We start from the raw sequence: 17,986 nt of genomic DNA, 5'->3' as shown, positions 1-17,986 counted from the left end.
CTGTTGTCGGAGTCGAAGATGAAAGATTGGCTGGACGAGATCAAATGGGACGCTGACGGCCTGGTGCCAGCCATCGCCCAGGATCACAAGACCGGGCGCGTGCTGATGATGGCCTGGATGAACCGCGAGGCGCTGAGCCTGACCGCTGCCGAAAACCGTGCCATCTACTGGTCACGTTCGCGTGGCAAGCTATGGCGCAAGGGAGAAGAGTCCGGGCATGTGCAAAAGCTTCATGAAATGCGCCTGGACTGCGATGCCGACGTCATCATCCTGATGGTCGAACAGATCGGCGACATTGCCTGCCACACAGGCCGCCAGAGCTGCTTCTACCGCGTTTATGAAAACGGCGACTGGAAAACGGTCGATCCGGTACTCAAAGACCCGCACGCGATCTATCAAGCAGGACACTGAACATGAGCGATACCCTGACCCGTCTGGCCCAGGTGCTGGAAGAGCGCAAAGGCGCCGCCGCCGACACTTCCTATGTCGCCAGCCTGTACCACAAGGGCCTGAACAAGATTCTGGAAAAAGTCGGCGAGGAGTCGGTGGAAACCATCATCGCCGCCAAGGACGCCGCCCACAGCGGCGACTGCAGCGATGTGATCTACGAAACCGCCGACCTGTGGTTCCACACCATGGTCATGCTCGCCCAGCTGGGGCAGCATCCGCAGGCCGTTCTCGATGAACTGGACCGGCGCTTCGGTTTGTCCGGACACGCCGAGAAAGCCTCGCGTCCGTCCGCCTGAACATCATTTAGAGAGGAAACGCAGCATGGGCATTTTTGACTGGAAACACTGGATCGTCATCCTGGTTGTCGTGGTGCTGGTGTTCGGCACCAAGAAACTGAAAAACCTCGGCACCGACGTCGGCGAATCGATCAAGGGCTTTCGCAAGGCCATGAACGACGACGAAAAACCCGCCGAGCCTGGCGTGCCACCGACCGCCCAGCCTGCTCCGCCGGTCCAGCCGCAAAACGCTCCGCTGAACCAGCCGCACACCATCGACGTGCAGGCGCAAAAAGTCGAAGAGCCGACCCGCAAAGACTCGTGAGCACTGACTAATGTTTGGTATCAGCTTCTCTGAACTGCTGCTCGTCGGCCTGGTGGCCCTGCTGGTGCTCGGCCCCGAGCGTCTGCCGGGCGCCGCGCGCACGGCAGGCCTGTGGATCGGCCGCTTGAAGCGCAGCTTCAATGCGATCAAGCAGGAAGTTGAACGGGAAATCGGTGCCGATGACATTCGTCGGCAACTGCACAACGAACACATTCTGTCGCTGGAACAGGAAGCGCGGAAAATCCTCAACCCGACCCAGCAACAGCCGACACCGGTCGAGCCCGTGGCCGAACAGAGCATTCATGCGCCCGCCGCGGCGCCTGAAGCGCCAGCCAGCGCGACCACGGCGAGCCCCACTGCCGCAACTGCACCGGCCGAACCGGCTGCGCCCGTGACAACACCTGTCACGCCAGCCCCCCACGACCCTACTTTGCCGCCGCGAGCCCCATGAGCGATATTCCGGAAAACGACCAACATATGCCGCTGGTGTCGCACCTCACCGAGTTGCGCACCCGGTTGCTGCGCTGCGTGGCGGCGATCTTCCTGATCTTCGCCGGGCTGTTCGCCTTCACCCAGCAGATCTACACCATCGTCTCCACGCCGCTGCGCCAGTACCTGCCGGCGGGCGCAACGATGATCGCCACAGACGTGGCGTCGCCGTTCCTGACCCCGCTCAAGCTGACGATGATGGTCTCGCTGTTCCTGGCGATCCCGGTGATCCTGCACCAGATCTGGGGTTTCATCGCCCCCGGCCTGTACAAGCATGAAAAGCGCATCGCCGTACCGCTGCTGGTCTCCAGCATCCTGCTGTTCTACATCGGCATGGCCTTCGCCTATTTCCTGGTGTTCCCGCTGATCTTCAAGTTCTTCGCCGCGGCCACCCCGGCCGGCGTGGAAATGATGACCGACATCACCAGCTACCTCGATTTCGTCATGACCCTGTTCTTCGCCTTCGGCGTGGCGTTCGAGATCCCGGTGGCGGTGGTGCTGCTGGTGTGGATCGGCGTGGTCAACGTCGCCTACCTGAAGAAGATCCGCCCGTACGTGATCATCGGCTGCTTCGTGGTCGGCATGATCCTGACCCCGCCGGACATCTTCTCCCAGACCTTGCTGGCAGTACCGATGTGGCTGCTGTTCGAGATCGGCATCCTGTTCGGCAGCCTGATCAGCAAGCGCGGCGACCATCCGGATGACCAGCCGGCTGAAGACCACAACGACCAGCCGCCAGCGACCCAAGCATGAACCTGCTTCTGCTTGAGGAGGCCGACTTCATCGCGGCCGACCGGGTGATCCTGCGCGATCGCCGCCTGACCCACATGCAGGAAGTCCATCGTGCCGCGGTGGGCGACAGCCTGCGGGTCGGCCGTATCGGCGGCCTGATGGGCTCGGCCGAGCTGCTGCGCCTGGAAGCCCAGGAAGCCGAGCTGCAAGTCAGCCTCGACCAGCCGCCGCCGACCAAGCTGCCCCTGACCCTGGTGCTGGCCCTACCCCGCCCGAAAATGCTCCGCCGGGTGCTGCAAACCGTCGCCGCCATGGGCGTGCCCCGGTTGGTGCTGGTGAACAGCTACCGGGTCGAGAAGAGCTTCTGGCAAACCCCTTTCCTCGAACCCGAGGCGATTCGCGAGCAATTGATCCTCGGCCTGGAACAAACCCGCGACAGCGTGCTGCCGGAAGTGGTCATCGAAAAGCGCTTCAAACCCTTCGTCGAAGACCGTCTGCCAGCGCTGGTCGAAGGCACCCTCGGCCTGGTCGGCCATCCTGGCCAGTACCCGGCCTGCCCTCGTGGCCTGGATGAGCCGGTGACCCTGGCCATCGGCCCGGAAGGCGGCTGGATCCCCTACGAAATCGACCTGCTGGGCAAATCCGGCCTGCAACCGGTGCAGCTCGGCGAACGCATCCTGCGGGTCGAAACCGCCGTCACCGCCCTTCTCGCCCGCCTCTTCTAATCAGCCCCCACTACCGTAGGAGCGAGGCTTGCCCGCGATAGCCGTGTGCCTGACACGACGCCATCGCAGGCAAGCCTCGCTGCTGTTACACGGATGCTTCAGATTAATCTGACGCAGCCGATAGCTTTGGTACAAAACCTATTAATAGCCCAAGGGAGTTCGCGGCATGTACCGTTGGTTAGCCCAGAGTCTGGGAAATGTGAGCGTCAACCTCAAACTCGGCGTTGGCTTCGGCCTGGTGCTGCTATTGACCCTGCTGATTACTGCGACCGGCTGGATGGGCCTGGGCAACGTGATCGATCGCGGCGACAAGCTGGGCTATATCTCCAGCCTCAACGAACTGACCAAGGACCTGCGCAACGCGCGCCTGGACTATGAAATGCGCCGTGGCGAACAAGGCCCGGGGCCGGTCAGCGAGCTGCTGAACAAGCTCGACGAAGGCTTGCAAGTGGCGCGCAAGATGCTGGAAATGCCTGAAAGCATCGCCATGATCGACCAGCAGATCGCCGCCGTCAGCGAGTACAAACTGGCCTTCGCCGACATCACCCGCGCCACCGCCAGCCGCGAAGCCGCCCGCGCCAAACTGGGCGCCACCGCCGATAACGCCGTGGCCCGGGTGGCCGAAGTGGAAAAATCCATGCTGCAGGGCGACAGCGTGGCGCAATTCAACAGCGTCATCGACCTGAGCAAGCTGATCCAACAGGCGCGCTTCCAGGTCCGCGGCTACACCTACAGCGGCAAGGCCGAGGCCGAACAGCCGGCGCTGGACGCCATCGACAATGCCCTGAACAACCTCGCCAGCCTGCCGGCCAAATTGCCGGACCAACACCTGGCCAACCTGCAACAGGCCACCGACGCCCTGAAAGGCTATCGCTCCGCGGTCAGCGAGTTTCGCGACTCCCAGGTGGCCAGCGCCGCCGCCCTCAAACGCATGGCGGCCCAGGGCGATCGCCTGATGGAAGTCAGCAAGCAGCTGACCGCCGCGCAAACCCAGAAACGCGACAGCGACGCCGCCCAGGCCAGAAGCACCCTGGCCATCGTCACCGCCCTGGCCCTGCTGTTCGGCCTGGTTGCCGCCTGGAGCATCACCCGGCAGATCGTCATCCCGCTGCGCCAGACCCTCAAGGTGGTCGAGCGTGTCGCCTCGGGCGATCTCAGCGAGAACCTGCAGGTCGAGCGTCGCGATGAGCTCGGCCAACTGCAACGAGCCATGCAACGCATGACCCTGAGCCTGCGCGAACTGATCGGCGGCATCAGCGATGGCGTCACCCAGATTGCCAGCGCCGCCGAACAGCTGTCGGCGGTGACCGAGCAGACCAGCGCCGGGGTCAACAGCCAGAAAGTCGAGACCGACCAGGTCGCCACCGCGATGAATGAAATGGCCGCCACGGTCCAGGAAGTCGCGCGCAACGCCGAGGAAGCCTCGGAAGCAGCGGTCGCCGCCGATCAGCAGGCCCGCGAAGGCGACAAGGTGGTCGGCGAGGCGATCGCGCAGATCGAACGCCTGGCCGCCGAGGTCGGCAACTCCACCGCCGCCATGGGCCATCTGAAGCAGGAAAGCGACAAGATCGGCAGTGTGCTCGACGTGATCAAGTCGGTCGCCCAGCAGACCAACCTGCTGGCCCTCAACGCCGCCATCGAAGCCGCCCGCGCGGGTGAAGCCGGTCGCGGTTTCGCCGTGGTCGCCGACGAGGTGCGCAGCCTGGCGCAGCGTACCCAGAAGTCCACCGAAGAGATCGAGGGGCTGATCGTCGGCCTGCAGAACGGCACCCAGGAAGTGGCCAACATCATGGACAACAGCCGCAACCTGACCGACAGCAGCGTCGAGCTGACCCGCCGTGCCGGCGGCTCGCTGGAAAACATCACCCGCACCGTCTCGGCGATCCAGGCGATGAACCAGCAGATCGCCGCCGCGGCCGAGCAGCAGAGCGCGGTGGCCGAGGAAATCAACAGAAGCGTGCTGAACGTGCGCGACGTGTCCGAGCAGACCTCGGCAGCCAGTGAGGAGACAGCGGCCTCCAGCGTCGAGCTGGCGCGCCTGGGGACCCATCTGCAGACCCTGGTCGGGCGCTTCCGGGTTTGACCCGAGCCGGTTCGGCTTAAAACCGGTGCAATGCAATCGCGGGCAAGCTCCGCTCCCACAGATAAAGGTCATCTGTAGGAGCGAGGCTTGCCCGCGATAGGTTCTAGCTAACGGAAAACCTACAGGACCTGACGCAGAAACGCCTGGGCCCGCGGGTCTTGGGGCGCATCGAAGAACGCCGCTGGCGAGGCGTCTTCCAGCAGTTTGCCGTGATCGAAGAACAGCACCCGGTCCGCCACTTCCCGGGCGAAGCCCATTTCGTGGGTCACGCAGACCATGGTCATGCCTTCCAGGGCCAGGGTCTTCATCACGTCCAGCACTTCGCCGACCATTTCCGGGTCCAGCGCCGAAGTCGGCTCGTCGAACAGCATGACCTTGGGTTCCATGGCCAGCGCCCGGGCAATCGCCACCCGCTGTTGCTGACCACCGGACAGGCGTGACGGAAATTCGTTGGCCTTCTGCGCAATCCCGACCTTTTCCAGCAACGCCATGGCCTTGGCCTCGCGCTCCTTCTTGCCGCGCTTGCGCACGACTTTCTGCGCCAGGCAGAGGTTTTCCAGCACGGTCATGTGCGGGAACAGGTTGAAGTGCTGGAACACCATGCCGACTTCGCGGCGGTAGGCATTCACATCGGTCTTCGGGTCGGCCAGTTGCAGGCCGTCGATGCTCACCGAACCGGAATCGAACTGCTCCAGGCCGTTGAGGCAGCGCAGGAAGGTCGACTTACCGGAGCCGGACGGGCCGATCACCACCAGCACTTCGCCCTTGGCCACGTTAGTGGTGACGTTATCCACCGCGCGGACCACCTGGCCCCGGGTGTCGAAGACTTTTACCAGATCGCGGACTTCAATCACTTTGCGCGAGCCTCCGCTCAAGCCGGCTGGCCATCTTCGACAGCGGCAGGTTGATCAACAGGTACAGGGCCGCCACGCAGAACAGGATCTCGAACGGCGAGAACGAGGTGGTGATGACTTCACGTCCGCTCTTGAGCAGCTCGGTGATGGCGATCACCGACACCAGCGAGGTGTCTTTCACCAGGCTGATGAACTGCCCGGCCAGCGGTGGCAGCACGCGCTTGAAAGCCTGAGGCAGCACCACGTGACGCATCGACTGGCTGGCGTTCAGGCCCAGGGAGCGGGCTGCCTCATTCTGGCCACGGGCGATCGACTGCACGCCGGCGCGGACGATTTCCGCCACATAGGCACCGGTGAACAGCGACAGCGCGGCGATCCCGGCGAACTCGCGGGACAGGTTCAGCACCGTGCCGATGAAGAAATAGAAAATGAAGATCTGCACCAGCAGCGGCGTGCCGCGCACCAACTCGACGTAGAGGGTCGACAGGTCCCGTAGCGTCGGGTTGTTCGACAGCCGGCAAAGCCCGGTCGCCAAACCGATGAACAGCCCCAGCACCCCGGACACCACCGACAGCCACAAGGTGGTCCACAAGCCCAGCAGCAGCGGCCCGGCCGCCCAGTGACGGGTCACGCCGATCACATCGCCTTCGGCCACATCGTCGCCACGGGCGACTTGCAGGCTGTTCTCATCGACCGTCAGCAGTTGCTCGTCACCCGCGTCGTTGCGCAGCGTGACTTCGGCCTTGCCGCCTTTGCGCACCAACTCGCTGACGGTGGAGATGTCCGCCGCCCGCTGCGACTCCTCGGCCTGGTAGGCGAAGTACTGCGGTACGCGGTTCCAGCGCCATTCGTAGGACATCAGCGAGGTGGCGTAATACAGCGCGCCGGCCAGGCCGATCAGCACCAGCACGGTCAGTACGTGCCAGGGCCATTGGGCTTTTTTATGTTTGATCACTTTGCAGGTTCCAGCTGTTTGCAGCGGGGAGGTTCGGTATTGCCGATCAGGACGCCATCGCGAGCCGGCTCGCTCCTACAGGGATTGCGTGAATCTGCAGGAGCGAGGCTGGCCCGCAAATGGGGCGACTCGGTCTGTCTGACCGAGTGTTATTCCATGTCCTTGAGCCACTCGGTGCTCTTGAACCACTTGTCATGGATACGATCGTAGGTGCCGTCTTCGTGGATCTGGTGCAGGAAGTTGTTGATGAAGTTGATGCTGTCGTAGTCACCCTTCTTCAGGCCGAATGCCAGGGGCTCGTAGGTGAACGGCTTGTCGAGGAACAGCAGCTTGCCGTTGCCGACCTTGCTCAGCGCCACCACGTTGTACGGGGCGTCGTAGATGAAGGCGTCAGCCTTGCCGTTGACCACGTCGAGCACGGCTTCCTGCTCGTTGTCGTAGCCGTGGTACTTGGCCTTGGCGATCAGCTTCTTGGCGACCATTTCGCCGGTGGTGCCCAGCTTGGAGGTGATGCGGTAGTCGGCGGTGTTCAGGTCTTTATAGGACTTGATGGTGCCTTCCAGCTCCTTGCGGATCAGCAGGGTCTGGCCAACCACGATGAAGGGCTCGCTGAAGTTCAGGCGCAGGTTGCGTTCCTGGGTCAGGGTCATGCCGCTGCCGATCATGTCGAACTTGTCGGTCAGCAGGGCCGGGATGATACCGTCGTAGCCGGTGGAAACCAGCTCCAGCTTGACGCCCATGGCCTTGGTCATGGCCTTGAGGATATCGACCTCGAAACCGATGATCTCACCGCGCTTGTTGGTCATCTCGAACGGCATGTAGGTCGGGTCCATGCCGACTTTCAGCGTGCCGCGCTTGACCGCATCATCGATGGCGCCAGCCTGGGCTGCATTGACCGCCACCATTGCCGTGACGCCGAGCAGCAGCATCGAGAGATACTTCTTCATCTTCAAGTCCCCTGAACCCATTTTATTGTGAGGCGAACCCGCGACAGGTTTTCCCTGGAAAACCGACGGATACGGGCATCAGGAATGCCCGCTCGCAGCAATTCGGGGTGCGATGCTAACTCACCCGTCCGTTTGCACAAGGGTTTGACCAGGATTTGTTGTTACAGAGGGGGCGACAATCTCCCTGTAGCCGCTGCCGCAGGCCGCGATCGACGCGAAGTGGCGCTGCGCTATCGATCGCAGGAAGGCCCTGCGGACCTTATCGCAGCCTGCGGCAGCGGCTACAAAAGCAGCCCACAAACAACAACGCCCTTGAGAGTGCTCTCAAGGGCGTTGTCATCAGGCCGGTTGGGCGATTGCCGCTTGCGGTCGCAACGGCAACAACGGTGCATGAGGGTCTTCATCCACCGATTGCCGCCAGGCGCTCAGCCAGTCGGCATGGCCTTCGCTCCAGACCTGCTCGTGCAGGCGGGCCAGGGCCACCGGGTCGCTCAGCAGCGCCAGGCGCTCGCCGTTATTCAGCGCCGCCGGCCCCACTTTCAGGGCATGCCGGACACGTTCGATACGCAGCCACTCGATCGGCTCGGCCAGACCGTGGCGGGACGTCGCCAGGGCACAGGCCAGGGCGTTCTGCTGCGGATCGACCACCGCCCGGATGAAGCCGTCGTTCAGCGCATGCCAACGGTTTTCATGGGTGTACTGGTCGGTGGACAACAGTTCCTGTGGCGGTGCGTATTCCTCGGGGATCAGGAACAGGCTTTCGTCACGGGACTTCAGGCCCAGGCCGACCCGACTGGAAATCACCGACACCGGGATCGACAGCATCAGCGAACCGACGATCGGCACCAGCCACCAGAGGAAGCTCGGGTTCAGCCAGATCACCAGCAGCGCCCAGAAGAAGCCCAGCAGGGTCTGCGGACCATGACGGCGTACCGCTTCGCTCCACGGCGTGGAATCGTCGTCACGTTGTGGCGAGTTCCAGGTCGCGGCCCAGCCAAGGAACGCGGCCAGTACGAAACGGGTGTGGAAGATCATCCGTACCGGCGCCAGCAGCATGGAGAACAGCATCTCCAGCAGCATCGACAGGGTCACCTTGAACTTGCCGCCGAACTCTTTCGCGCCCTTGGCCCAGATCAGGATGATGCTCAACAGCTTCGGCAGGAACAGCAGCACGATAGTGGTCGAGAACAGCGCGATCGCCTTGTCCGGATGCCATTGCGGCCACAGCGGGTAAAGCTGGCGCGGCTCCAGGAAGTACTGCGGCTCCATCAGGGTGTTGACCGCCAGCAGGGCCGTCGACAGCACCAGGAAGAAGAACCACAAAGGCGCCGACAGGTAGGACATCACCCCGGTGAGGAACACCGCACGGTGCACCGGGTGCATGCCCTTGACCAGGAACAGGCGGAAGTTCATCAGGTTGCCGTGGCACCAGCGACGGTCACGCTTGAGTTCGTCCAGCAGGTTCGGCGGCAGTTCTTCATAGCTGCCCGGCAGGTCGTAGGCAATCCACACGCCCCAGCCGGCGCGACGCATCAGCGCCGCTTCGACGAAGTCGTGGGACAGGATCGCACCGGCGAAAGCACCTTTACCGGGCAACGGCGCCAGGGCGCAGTGCTCGATGAACGGCTTCATGCGGATGATCGCGTTGTGGCCCCAGTAGTGGGATTCGCCCAGTTGCCAGAAGTGCAGGCCGGCGGTGAACAGCGGGCCGTAGACGCGGGTAGCGAACTGCTGCATGCGCGCATACAGGGTGTCCATGCCCGAGGCTTTCGGCGCGGTCTGGATAATGCCCGCGTCCGGCGTGGCTTCCATCAGGCGCACCAGGCTGGTCAGGCATTCGCCGCTCATCACGCTGTCGGCGTCGAGCACCACCATGTACTTGTAGTCGCCGCCCCAACGACGGCAAAAGTCGTCGAGGTTACCGCTCTTGCGTTTCACCCGGCGGCGACGGCGGCGATAGAAGATCTTGCCGAAACCCTTGGTTTCACGGCAGACGTCCAGCCAGGCCTGTTGCTCGGCCACGCAGATATCGGTGTCGTTACTGTCGCTGAGCACGAAGAAGTCGAAGCGGTCCAGGTCACCGGTGGCCGCGACCGACTCGAAGGTCGCCCGCAGGCCGGCGAATACCCGCGGCACGTCTTCGTTGCAGATCGGCATCACCAGTGCGGTGCGCGCGTCTTGCGGAATCGGCTCGTTGCCGGCGCTTTTGCCGGAAATGCGGTATTTGTCATGCCCGGTGAGCAGCTCGAGGAAGCCCATCAGCGCGGTCCAGAAACCGGCCGAGACCCAGCAGAACAGGATGCCGAACATGATCAGGATGCTGGTCTGCAGGGCGTACGGCAGCACCTGGGTGGCGGTCTGCATCAATGGCTGATGCATGACTTCTTCCAGGTCGACGAACGACCAGCCCTGGTACGGCATGATGCCTTTCATGTACCAGCCGGCCACTATGGTCTGGCCGAGCATCAGCACCAGCAGGATGTAGCGACGGATCGAGCCCACGGTGCGCCAGCGCGCCGCCGGGAGCACCCGCTCATCCTTCGGCGGTGCCGGCGGGTTGGTGCGCCCGGTCAGGCGCCGCCAGCCACGCACCAGGATATTGGTGCGCCAGGGCTCGGGAACCACCTTGGTCCGACGGATCGGCGGCGTGGCCTTGAGGCACACGCGACCGCTGGCGTCGAGCGCCAGCATCTCGGCATCGATCAGTTCCTCGGCGGAACTCAGGGTCAGCCGGCGGCCCACCGAGGCCTGGGCGGCATCGGCAGGCGCGTCGAACGTCGCCGACGACAGGCGTTCGTGCAGTTCACTGAAGGACTTGCAGCCCGCGAGTTCCGCGCGCTGCTCATCGGTCATTGGCAGGTGCGCCAGATACTCGGCAAGAGTCTCTGGCTGTACTTGAGAGTTACTCATCGGCAGGCAACTGGTAGCTCCAGGTCTCGGTCAGGACTTGCTCGGTCGGGACAGATTCCGGTGTGGCTGGGGCCGCCTCGGCAGCAGCAGGCTGCTTGGCGTCTTTGTGGTTCTTGGCGTCCTTGGCCGGCTTGGCTTCGGCTTGCTTGGCATCCGCCTCTTTCTTCTCCTGCTGCTTGGCGGCGACTTTGTCGGCCTTGGCAATGGAGGCGCTGGAGGCTGGCGATACGGCCTTGGCCGGCTCGACAGGGGTGGCGTTCTTGACCAGGGCCGCACGCATCTCGGTGGATTTGCTCGCGTCCTTGATCTTCATCCGCAGGGTCAGGCGCCAGCCCTTGGTTTCAGGGTTGTAGCGCACGCTGTTTTCCACCAGCTCGGCGTTGTCGCCGACGCTGACCTGGCTGCGCACCTCGGTATCTTCCGGCAATGCCGCCAGGGACGGACCTTCGAAGTCCACCAGGTAGGCCACGCTGCCGTCCGGCTGGCGGATCAGGTTGGATTGCTTGACGTCACCGGTGGAACGCAGGGTCTGCTCGACCCAGGAGCTGTCCGGCGAATGCAGGGAAGCTTCGTCCATGGTCCAGTGCAGGCGGTAGGCGAAATCGAACGCCTGGCCTGGCTCAGGCTGCTTTTCCGGGCTCCAGAACGCCACGATGTTGTCGTTGGTTTCGTCCGCGGTCGGAATCTCTACCAGGTCGACAGTGCCTTTGCCCCAGTCGCCCTTCGGCTCGATCCAGGCGCTTGGGCGCTTGTCGTAGCGGTCGTCGAGGTCTTCGTAATGGCTGAAGTCGCGGCCACGCTGCAGCAGGCCGAAACCACGCGGGTTCTCTACCGAGAAGTTGCTCACGGCCAGGTGTTTCGGGTTGTTCAGCGGACGCCAGATCCACTCGCCGTTGCCGGCATGGATCGACAGGCCGCTGGAATCGTGCAGCTCACGACGGTAGTTGAGGACTTTCGACGGCTGGTTGGCGCCGAACAGGAACATGCTGGTCAGCGGGGCGATGCCCAGCTTGCCGACCTTGTCACGCAGGAACATCCGGGCCTTGACGTCGACGATGGTGTCGCTGCCCGGACGCAGGGTCAGGCGATAGGCGCCGGTAGCACGCGGCGAATCCAGCAGGGCGAAGATCACCAGGTGCTTGTCGGTCGGCTTGGGTTGCTGGATCCAGAATTCGGTAAAGCGCGGGAACTCCTCACCGGACGGCAGCGCGGTGTCGATAGCCAGGCCACGGGCCGACAGACCATAGACGTGACCCTTGCCGACGACGCGGAAGTAGCTCGCGCCGAGCATGGTCATGATTTCGTCCTGCTTGTCCGCCTTGTTGATCGGGTACAGCACACGGAAGCCCGCATAACCGAGCTGTTCGGTGGCTTTAGGATCGAACTTGAGGTCGCCGAAGTCGAAGCGAGTCGAGTCGTATTTGATTTCTTCGACGGTGTTCGTGGTGATTTCGTTGATTTTCACCGGCGTGTCGAAATGCATGCCCTGATGATAGAAGGACAGCTTGAATGGGGTTTTCTGCTTGGCCCACTCGGCCTTTTCAGGCAGGAAGCGGATTTTCTGATAGTCCGCGAACTTCATCTCACGAAATTCGTTCGGCAGGTTACTGCGCGGAGCCTCGTACTTCTGCCCGGCCAGATCCTTAGCCTTGGCCGATACATCATCCAGATTGAATGCCCAGAGTTGGCCGGCGCTAAGCAGGCAAAGCAGCGCAGAGCCCGTCACCAGTGCGTTTCGTAACCGTTTGGCAGACAATTTTGGTGCATTACAGGGACTAACAATCACGAGCAACCCTCGCCGAAAACAGATCAAAAAACCAACGGCCAGCTATCTATATGCCAGGTTGGCGAGCATTGTTCCGACTCCGATGGGGCTAAATGATTCCCCAAACGGTCCCGAACAAGTCTCTACCTAAGTCAAAAACGGACCAACGAACGCTGATCCCCGTAGCGCGCGATTATCTAGTAGCCCGCGTTACAACGCATCAGGGGCAACCAAGTATTTATCGCGAAAAACGCCTATTTTCGGCCGGTTCCGGCCGAAAAAGATGTTTCAAGCACTTTCAGGTCTGTAACAGGAAGGTTACCGGGCCATCATTGACCAGATGGACCTGCATATCCGCCCCGAAGCGCCCTGATGCTACTTTGCCATGCAACTGTTGCGCCTTGCATAGCAGATAGTCAAAAAGTTCTTCGCCGAGGGCCGGCGGCGCCGCTGTGGAAAAGCTCGGGCGCAGGCCGTTTTTGGTGTCCGCGGCCAGGGTGAACTGCGAGACCAGCAGCAAACCGCCGTCCACATCGGCCAGGGACAGATTCATCTTGCCCTCGGCATCACTGAATACCCGATAGTTAAGCAGCTTGTGCAGCAGTTTGTCGGCACTGGCCCGGGTGTCTTCGGGCTCCACCGCTACCAGCACCAGCAAACCCTGATCCACCGCACCGACGATTTCTCCCGCCACCTCGACCCGCGCGCCGCGTACGCGCTGCAACAGCCCCTTCATGCTTCTTCGGGCGGCAGGTCGAGCAGGCGCCGGGCCATCTGATTAGCGGCGCGCACCAGGGCATCGGTGATGCCCGGTTCGGACGCGGCGTGACCGGCATCGCGGATCACCTGCAGTTCGCTGTTCGGCCAGGCCTGGTGCAATTCCCAGGCGTTGTCCAGCGGGCAGATCACGTCGTAGCGACCATGCACGATCACCCCTGGCAGGTGGGCAATCTTGCCCATGTCGCGAATCAGCTGGTTCGGCTCGAGGAACGCATGGTTGGTGAAGTAATGGCATTCGATCCGGGCGATCGACAGCGCGCGCTGCGGCTCGGAGAAACGATCGACCACCAGCGGGTTCGGCCGCAGGGTGGCGGTACGCCCTTCCCAGATCGACCAGGCCTTGGCCGCATGCATCTGGGCGATCTGGTCGTTGCCGACGAGACGCTTGTGGAAGGCGCTGAGCAGGTCGTCGCGCTCGTCCAGCGGGATAGGCGCCACGTAGTCCTGCCAGTAGTCGGGGAACAGACGGCTGGCGCCTTCCTGGTAGAACCATTCGATTTCCTGCGGACGGCACAGGAAGATCCCACGCAGAATCAGGCCATGGACACGTTCAGGATGGGTTTGCGCATAAGCCAGGGCCAGGGTCGAACCCCAGGAGCCGCCGAACACCACCCATTTTTCGATGCCCAGGTGCAGGCGGATCCGCTCGAGGTCGGCGACCAGGTCCCAGGTAGTGTTGTTTTCCAGGCTGGCGTGTGGGGTGGAGCGACCGCAACCGCGCTGGTCGAAGGTGATGATGCGGTACAGGTTCGGGTCGAAGTAACGGCGGCTCTGGGCATCGCACCCGGCGCCCGGACCACCGTGGATGAACACCACCGGCAAGCCTTCCGGGGAACCGCTCTCGTCGACATACAGTACATGGGGTTCATCGACAGCCAGATCGTGCCGGGCATAGGGTTTGATCTGCGGGTACAAAGTCTGCATTGCGCGCTCCGTAAGGGGTCGAGGTCATCCCTGGGGGGACTTCAATTATTCTGCCGTCCGGCATCATAAACCCGAATTACGGAATGAGCATGTCCTTGGAAAAAATGCGGTTGTTCCCCCCGGAAAGCCAGGCGCACCTGTAGCCGCTGCCGAAGGCTGCGCTCGACTGCGCAGCAGGCGCAGGATCTTGAGATCGCTGAAGGCCTTCGGCCTTATCGCAGCCTGCGGCAGCGGCTACAGGGTTTGCTGTCGGCTTCAGCGCCCGTAGCGCTGCTGCCCCCAGGCCAGCAGCCCTTGCAGCAGCTGCTTGAGCACCACCTGGGTCGGGGCCGCCAGATCGTCGCGGTAGCGGAACGGCTCGAACTCTTCCATGTAGGTGCTCTGCGCCAGCTCCAGCTGCACAGCATGGATGTTCTCGGCCGGGTCGCCGTAGTGCCGGGTGATATGGCCGCCCTTGAAACGGCCGTTGAGTACATGGCTGTAGTCGGCGTGACGGGCGCAGATCGCTTCCAGCTGGCTGGCCAGCTCGGCATCGCAGCTGGCGCCATTGAAGGTGCCCAGGTTGAAGTCCGGCAGCTTGCCTTCGAACAGATGCGGGATCAGCGAACGGATCGAGTGCGCATCGAACAGCAAGGCATAACCGAACTCGGCCTTCAGTCGCGCCAGCTCCTGCTGCAGGGTGCTGTGATAGGGCGTCCAGACCTGCTCCAGATAAGTGGCCCGCTCCTGCTTCGACGGCTCCAGTCCCTCACGGAACAGCGGCACGCCATCGAACAGCGTGGCCGGGTACAGCCCGGTGGTGGCGCCGACATATAAAGGCTTGTCGTCGGACGGGCGATTGAGGTCGATGACAAAACGCGAATATTCGGCCGCCAGGGTACTGGCGCCCAGCTCCTCGGCGAAGGCGTAGAGTCGCGGGATGTGCCAGTCGGTGTCCGGCAGGCTTTGCGCCTCGGGGATCAGCCCGGCCTCGACCGCTGGTGTCAGGCGCAGGCCGGCGTGGGGCATGCTGATCAGCAGCGGCACCCGGCCTTGTTTGAAGTTCAGAACCTTATCCACAACCCTTCTCCTATAAATCCACTTCAACGCCGTGGCGCACGACGCGTTTTTCCAGGTCGCCGCCCAGCCAATAGGCCAGGTCGGCGGGACGATCGATCTGCCAGGCAACGAAGTCCGCCACCTTGCCCGCCTCCAGCGAACCGTGGGTCCGCTCCATGCCCAGCGCGGTGGCCGCATGCAGGGTCACGCCGGCCAGGGCTTCTTCCGGGGTCATGCGGAAACAGGTGCAAGCCATGTTCAGCATCAGGCGCAGGGACAGCGCCGGCGAGGTGCCGGGGTTGAGGTCGCTGGCCACGGCGATTTTCACCCCGTGCTTGCGCAGCGCGTCCATCGGCGGCAGCTGGGTTTCGCGCAGGAAATAGAACGCGCCCGGCAACAGCACGGCGACTGTGCCGGCCTCGGCCATGGCGATGGCGTCTTCCTCGGTCATGAACTCCAGGTGGTCGGCCGACAGCGCGTGATAACACGCCGCCAGGCTGGAGCCATGCAGCGACGACAGTTGCTCGGCATGCAACTTCACCGGCAAGCCGAGCTTCTGCGCGGCGATGAACACCCGCTCCACCTGCTCCGGCGAGAACGCCAGGTATTCGCAGAATGCATCCACCGCATCCACCAGACCCTCGGCCGCCAGGGCCGGGAGCATTTCGGCGCAGATGTGCTCGATATAGTCGTCCGAACGCTCGGCGTATTCCGGTGGCAAGGCGTGGGCCGCCAGGCAGGTGCTGCGCACGCTGACCGGCAGCTCGGCGCCCAGGCGCCGGATCACCCGCAGGATCTTGCGCTCGCTGGCCAGGTCCAGGCCGTAGCCGGACTTGATCTCGACGCTGGTCACGCCGTCGCGCAGCAGGCTTTGCAAACGCTTGCGGGCGCTGTCGAACAGTTCGTCCTCGCTCGCCGCGCGGGTCGCCCGCACGGTGCTGGCGATACCGCCACCGGCCGCGGCGATTTCGGCGTAGCTCACCCCTTGCAGGCGTTGCTCGAATTCGCCGCTGCGGTTGCCGCCGAACACCGTATGGGTGTGGCAGTCGATCAGGCCCGGGGTAACCCAGGCCCCCGCCAGGTCATGCCGCTCGACATAGTCGCCGGCCGGGACCTGGTCGCGCGGGCCGATCCACTCTATGAGCGCTCCTGACGTCACGATGGCGGCATCCTCGATAATCGAGTAAGTGCCTTGCGCCATGCTTGCAACGTGGCAGTGTTGCCAGAGAGTTTTCATCCTGGGGCTCCATTAGGTTATCGATGAGAAAAAGAAGGATCGCGATTGACCAGCGCGGCCTGCCCGGCAGCGGGCTTGACCCAGATCAGGTACGCCAGCACCAGCAGAGCGATCCACACCACGCCGACGATCAGCGCCGCCTGGGTGTCCGGGAAGTAGCCCAGCACACCGAAGATAAACAGCATGAAGGCAATCGCCGCCATCGGTGCGTAAGGCCAGAACGGAACCGGGAATTTCAGCTGTGCCACCTGCTCAGCCGTCATGGAGCGACGCATGGCCACCTGGGTGAAGAGAATCATCAGCCAGACCCAGACCGTGGCAAAGGTCGCGATCGAGGCGATCAGCAGGAAAACGTTCTCCGGAATCAGGTAGTTCAGCAATACCCCCAGCAGCAAGGCAATGCTCATGACCACCACGGTCATCCACGGCACGCCGTAACGTGACAGCTGGGCGAAGCCCTTCGGCGCATGCCCTTGCTGGGCCAGGCCGTACATCATGCGACCGGCACCGAAGATATCGCTGTTGATCGCCGAGACTGCCGCCGAGATCACCACGATATTGAGGATGGTCGCTGCCGAGCCGATCCCCAGGTTGGCGAAAATCTGCACGAACGGGCTGCCCTGGCTGCCGATCTGCTGCCAAGGGAAGATAGCCATCAAGACGAACAGGGTCAGTACGTAGAACAGCAGGATGCGCAGCGGCACCGCGTTGATCGCCTTGGGCAGAACACGTTCCGGATCCCGGGCTTCACCCGCGGTGACGCCAATGATTTCAATACCACCGAAAGCGAACATCACCACCGCGAACGAGGCGATCAGGCCACCGACACCGTTAGGCATGAAACCGCCGTGCTCCCAGAGGTTGCTGATGCCGGTGACCGCCGAAGCCGATGAGCTGCCGATACCGAACAGCATGATGCCGAAACCGCCAAGAATCATGGCAACGATGGCGCCGACCTTGAGCAGCGACAGCCAGAATTCCATCTCGCCAAATACCTTGACGTTACACAGGTTCAACCCGCCGATCAGCGAAACGATGCCGAGTACCCAGATCCAGCGCGGCACGTCCGGGTACCAGAAGCCCATATAGATGCCGAAGGCCGTGACATCGGCCAGGCCGACGATGACCATCTCGAAGGCATAGGTCCAGCCCAGCAGGAAACCCGCCATCGGCCCCAGGTAGGTGCTGGCGTATTGGCCAAAGGAGCCGGACACCGGGTTGCGCACGGCCATCTCGCCCAGCGCGCGCATCACCATGAACACCGCGGCGCCACCGATCAGGTAGGCCAGGAGGACCGCGGGACCAGCCATCTGGATGGCCGAGGCAGAACCATAGAACAGCCCGGTGCCGATCGCCGACCCCAGCGCCATGAAGCGAATATGTCGGGCGGACAGCCCGCGTTTCAATCCTTGAGCTTGCTGTTGCATTTCTCGTTCCTAATTATTTTTATCGGAGAAAACCCAAACCACCCGTAGCCGATGCCGATGCACGAGGCTG

At 62.9% G+C, this 17,986-nt stretch carries 17 protein-coding genes and 1 pseudogene; 8 read left to right on the top strand and 10 right to left on the bottom strand.

Annotated features, from left to right (window positions below):
• Positions 1–18: 18 nt before the first annotated feature.
• The 8 genes and pseudogenes from hisI (at position 19) to C4K38_RS32800 (ending at position 5,079) form a co-directional block, all read left to right on the top strand.
• Positions 19–411 (top strand): phosphoribosyl-AMP cyclohydrolase, encoded by a 393-nt coding sequence (hisI, locus tag C4K38_RS02205; RefSeq protein ID WP_007925882.1) that lies wholly within the window; start codon positions 19–21, stop codon positions 409–411.
• A 2-nt stretch (positions 412–413) separates the two neighbouring features.
• Complete coding sequence (locus C4K38_RS02200; RefSeq protein WP_007925883.1) at positions 414–746, top strand: phosphoribosyl-ATP diphosphatase; 333 nt, start codon at positions 414–416, stop codon at positions 744–746.
• 25 nt (positions 747–771) lie between these two features.
• Entirely contained in the window at positions 772–1,050 is a 279-nt protein-coding gene (locus C4K38_RS02195; RefSeq protein ID WP_053277101.1) for a twin-arginine translocase TatA/TatE family subunit, read from the top strand.
• 10 nt (positions 1,051–1,060) lie between these two features.
• The gene (tatB, locus tag C4K38_RS02190) at positions 1,061–1,501 is read left to right on the top strand and encodes a Sec-independent protein translocase protein TatB (protein ID WP_053277100.1); all 441 of its coding nucleotides are present in this window, start codon (positions 1,061–1,063) and stop codon (positions 1,499–1,501) included.
• Positions 1,498–2,292 carry a twin-arginine translocase subunit TatC gene (gene tatC, locus C4K38_RS02185; protein ID WP_053277099.1) on the top strand — a complete coding sequence of 265 codons (795 nt, stop codon included), beginning with the start codon at positions 1,498–1,500 and terminating at the stop codon, positions 2,290–2,292. Before tatB ends, tatC begins: the two co-directional genes overlap by 4 nt.
• A complete protein-coding gene (locus C4K38_RS02180) occupies positions 2,289–2,996 on the top strand; it encodes a 16S rRNA (uracil(1498)-N(3))-methyltransferase (protein ID WP_053277098.1) in 708 nt (235 codons plus the stop codon). Before tatC ends, C4K38_RS02180 begins: the two co-directional genes overlap by 4 nt.
• Positions 2,997–3,162: 166 nt before the next feature.
• Positions 3,163–4,176, top strand: a pseudogene (locus tag C4K38_RS32805) (methyl-accepting chemotaxis protein); the annotation flags it as partial.
• 30 nt (positions 4,177–4,206) lie between these two features.
• Positions 4,207–5,079 carry a methyl-accepting chemotaxis protein gene (locus C4K38_RS32800; RefSeq protein WP_414860333.1) on the top strand — a complete coding sequence of 291 codons (873 nt, stop codon included), beginning with the start codon at positions 4,207–4,209 and terminating at the stop codon, positions 5,077–5,079.
• A gap of 119 nt (positions 5,080–5,198) precedes the next feature.
• Here C4K38_RS32800 and C4K38_RS02170 read toward each other — a convergent pair whose 3' ends face one another.
• From C4K38_RS02170 to C4K38_RS02125, 10 genes are all read right to left on the bottom strand, one after another.
• Complete coding sequence (locus C4K38_RS02170; protein ID WP_053277096.1) at positions 5,199–5,933, bottom strand: amino acid ABC transporter ATP-binding protein; 735 nt, start codon at positions 5,931–5,933, stop codon at positions 5,199–5,201.
• Complete coding sequence (locus tag C4K38_RS02165; RefSeq protein WP_371860260.1) at positions 5,926–6,885, bottom strand: amino acid ABC transporter permease; 960 nt, start codon at positions 6,883–6,885, stop codon at positions 5,926–5,928. Before C4K38_RS02165 ends, C4K38_RS02170 begins: the two co-directional genes overlap by 8 nt.
• A gap of 152 nt (positions 6,886–7,037) precedes the next feature.
• Positions 7,038–7,835: a transporter substrate-binding domain-containing protein gene (locus C4K38_RS02160; RefSeq protein ID WP_053277094.1), complete on the bottom strand. Its 798-nt coding sequence runs from the start codon at positions 7,833–7,835 to the stop codon at positions 7,038–7,040.
• A gap of 339 nt (positions 7,836–8,174) precedes the next feature.
• On the bottom strand, positions 8,175–10,745 hold the full coding sequence (mdoH, locus tag C4K38_RS02155; RefSeq protein ID WP_053277093.1) for a glucans biosynthesis glucosyltransferase MdoH: 2,571 nt from the start codon (positions 10,743–10,745) through the stop codon (positions 8,175–8,177).
• The gene (locus C4K38_RS02150; protein WP_053277207.1) at positions 10,738–12,531 is read right to left on the bottom strand and encodes a glucan biosynthesis protein G; all 1,794 of its coding nucleotides are present in this window, start codon (positions 12,529–12,531) and stop codon (positions 10,738–10,740) included. Before C4K38_RS02150 ends, mdoH begins: the two co-directional genes overlap by 8 nt.
• 277 nt (positions 12,532–12,808) lie before the next feature.
• Positions 12,809–13,246, bottom strand: coding sequence for a D-aminoacyl-tRNA deacylase (gene dtd / locus C4K38_RS02145; protein ID WP_007925900.1), 438 nt, complete (start codon positions 13,244–13,246; stop codon positions 12,809–12,811).
• A complete protein-coding gene (pip, locus tag C4K38_RS02140) occupies positions 13,243–14,214 on the bottom strand; it encodes a prolyl aminopeptidase (RefSeq protein ID WP_053277092.1) in 972 nt (323 codons plus the stop codon). Before pip ends, dtd begins: the two co-directional genes overlap by 4 nt.
• Before the next feature lie 255 nt (positions 14,215–14,469).
• A complete protein-coding gene (gene hutG, locus C4K38_RS02135; RefSeq protein ID WP_053277091.1) occupies positions 14,470–15,273 on the bottom strand; it encodes an N-formylglutamate deformylase in 804 nt (267 codons plus the stop codon).
• 10 nt (positions 15,274–15,283) lie between these two features.
• The gene (gene hutI, locus C4K38_RS02130; protein ID WP_053277090.1) at positions 15,284–16,489 is read right to left on the bottom strand and encodes an imidazolonepropionase; all 1,206 of its coding nucleotides are present in this window, start codon (positions 16,487–16,489) and stop codon (positions 15,284–15,286) included.
• A gap of 17 nt (positions 16,490–16,506) precedes the next feature.
• Complete coding sequence (locus C4K38_RS02125) at positions 16,507–17,916, bottom strand: amino acid permease (RefSeq protein WP_053277089.1); 1,410 nt, start codon at positions 17,914–17,916, stop codon at positions 16,507–16,509.
• Positions 17,917–17,986: the final 70 nt, after the last annotated feature.

This window comes from Pseudomonas chlororaphis subsp. piscium, from assembly GCF_003850345.1.
GTDB lineage: Bacteria > Pseudomonadota > Gammaproteobacteria > Pseudomonadales > Pseudomonadaceae > Aquipseudomonas > Aquipseudomonas piscium.
The sequence above is the reverse complement of the archived record's forward strand: the minus strand, read 5'-3'. Positions and strand labels throughout refer to the sequence as shown.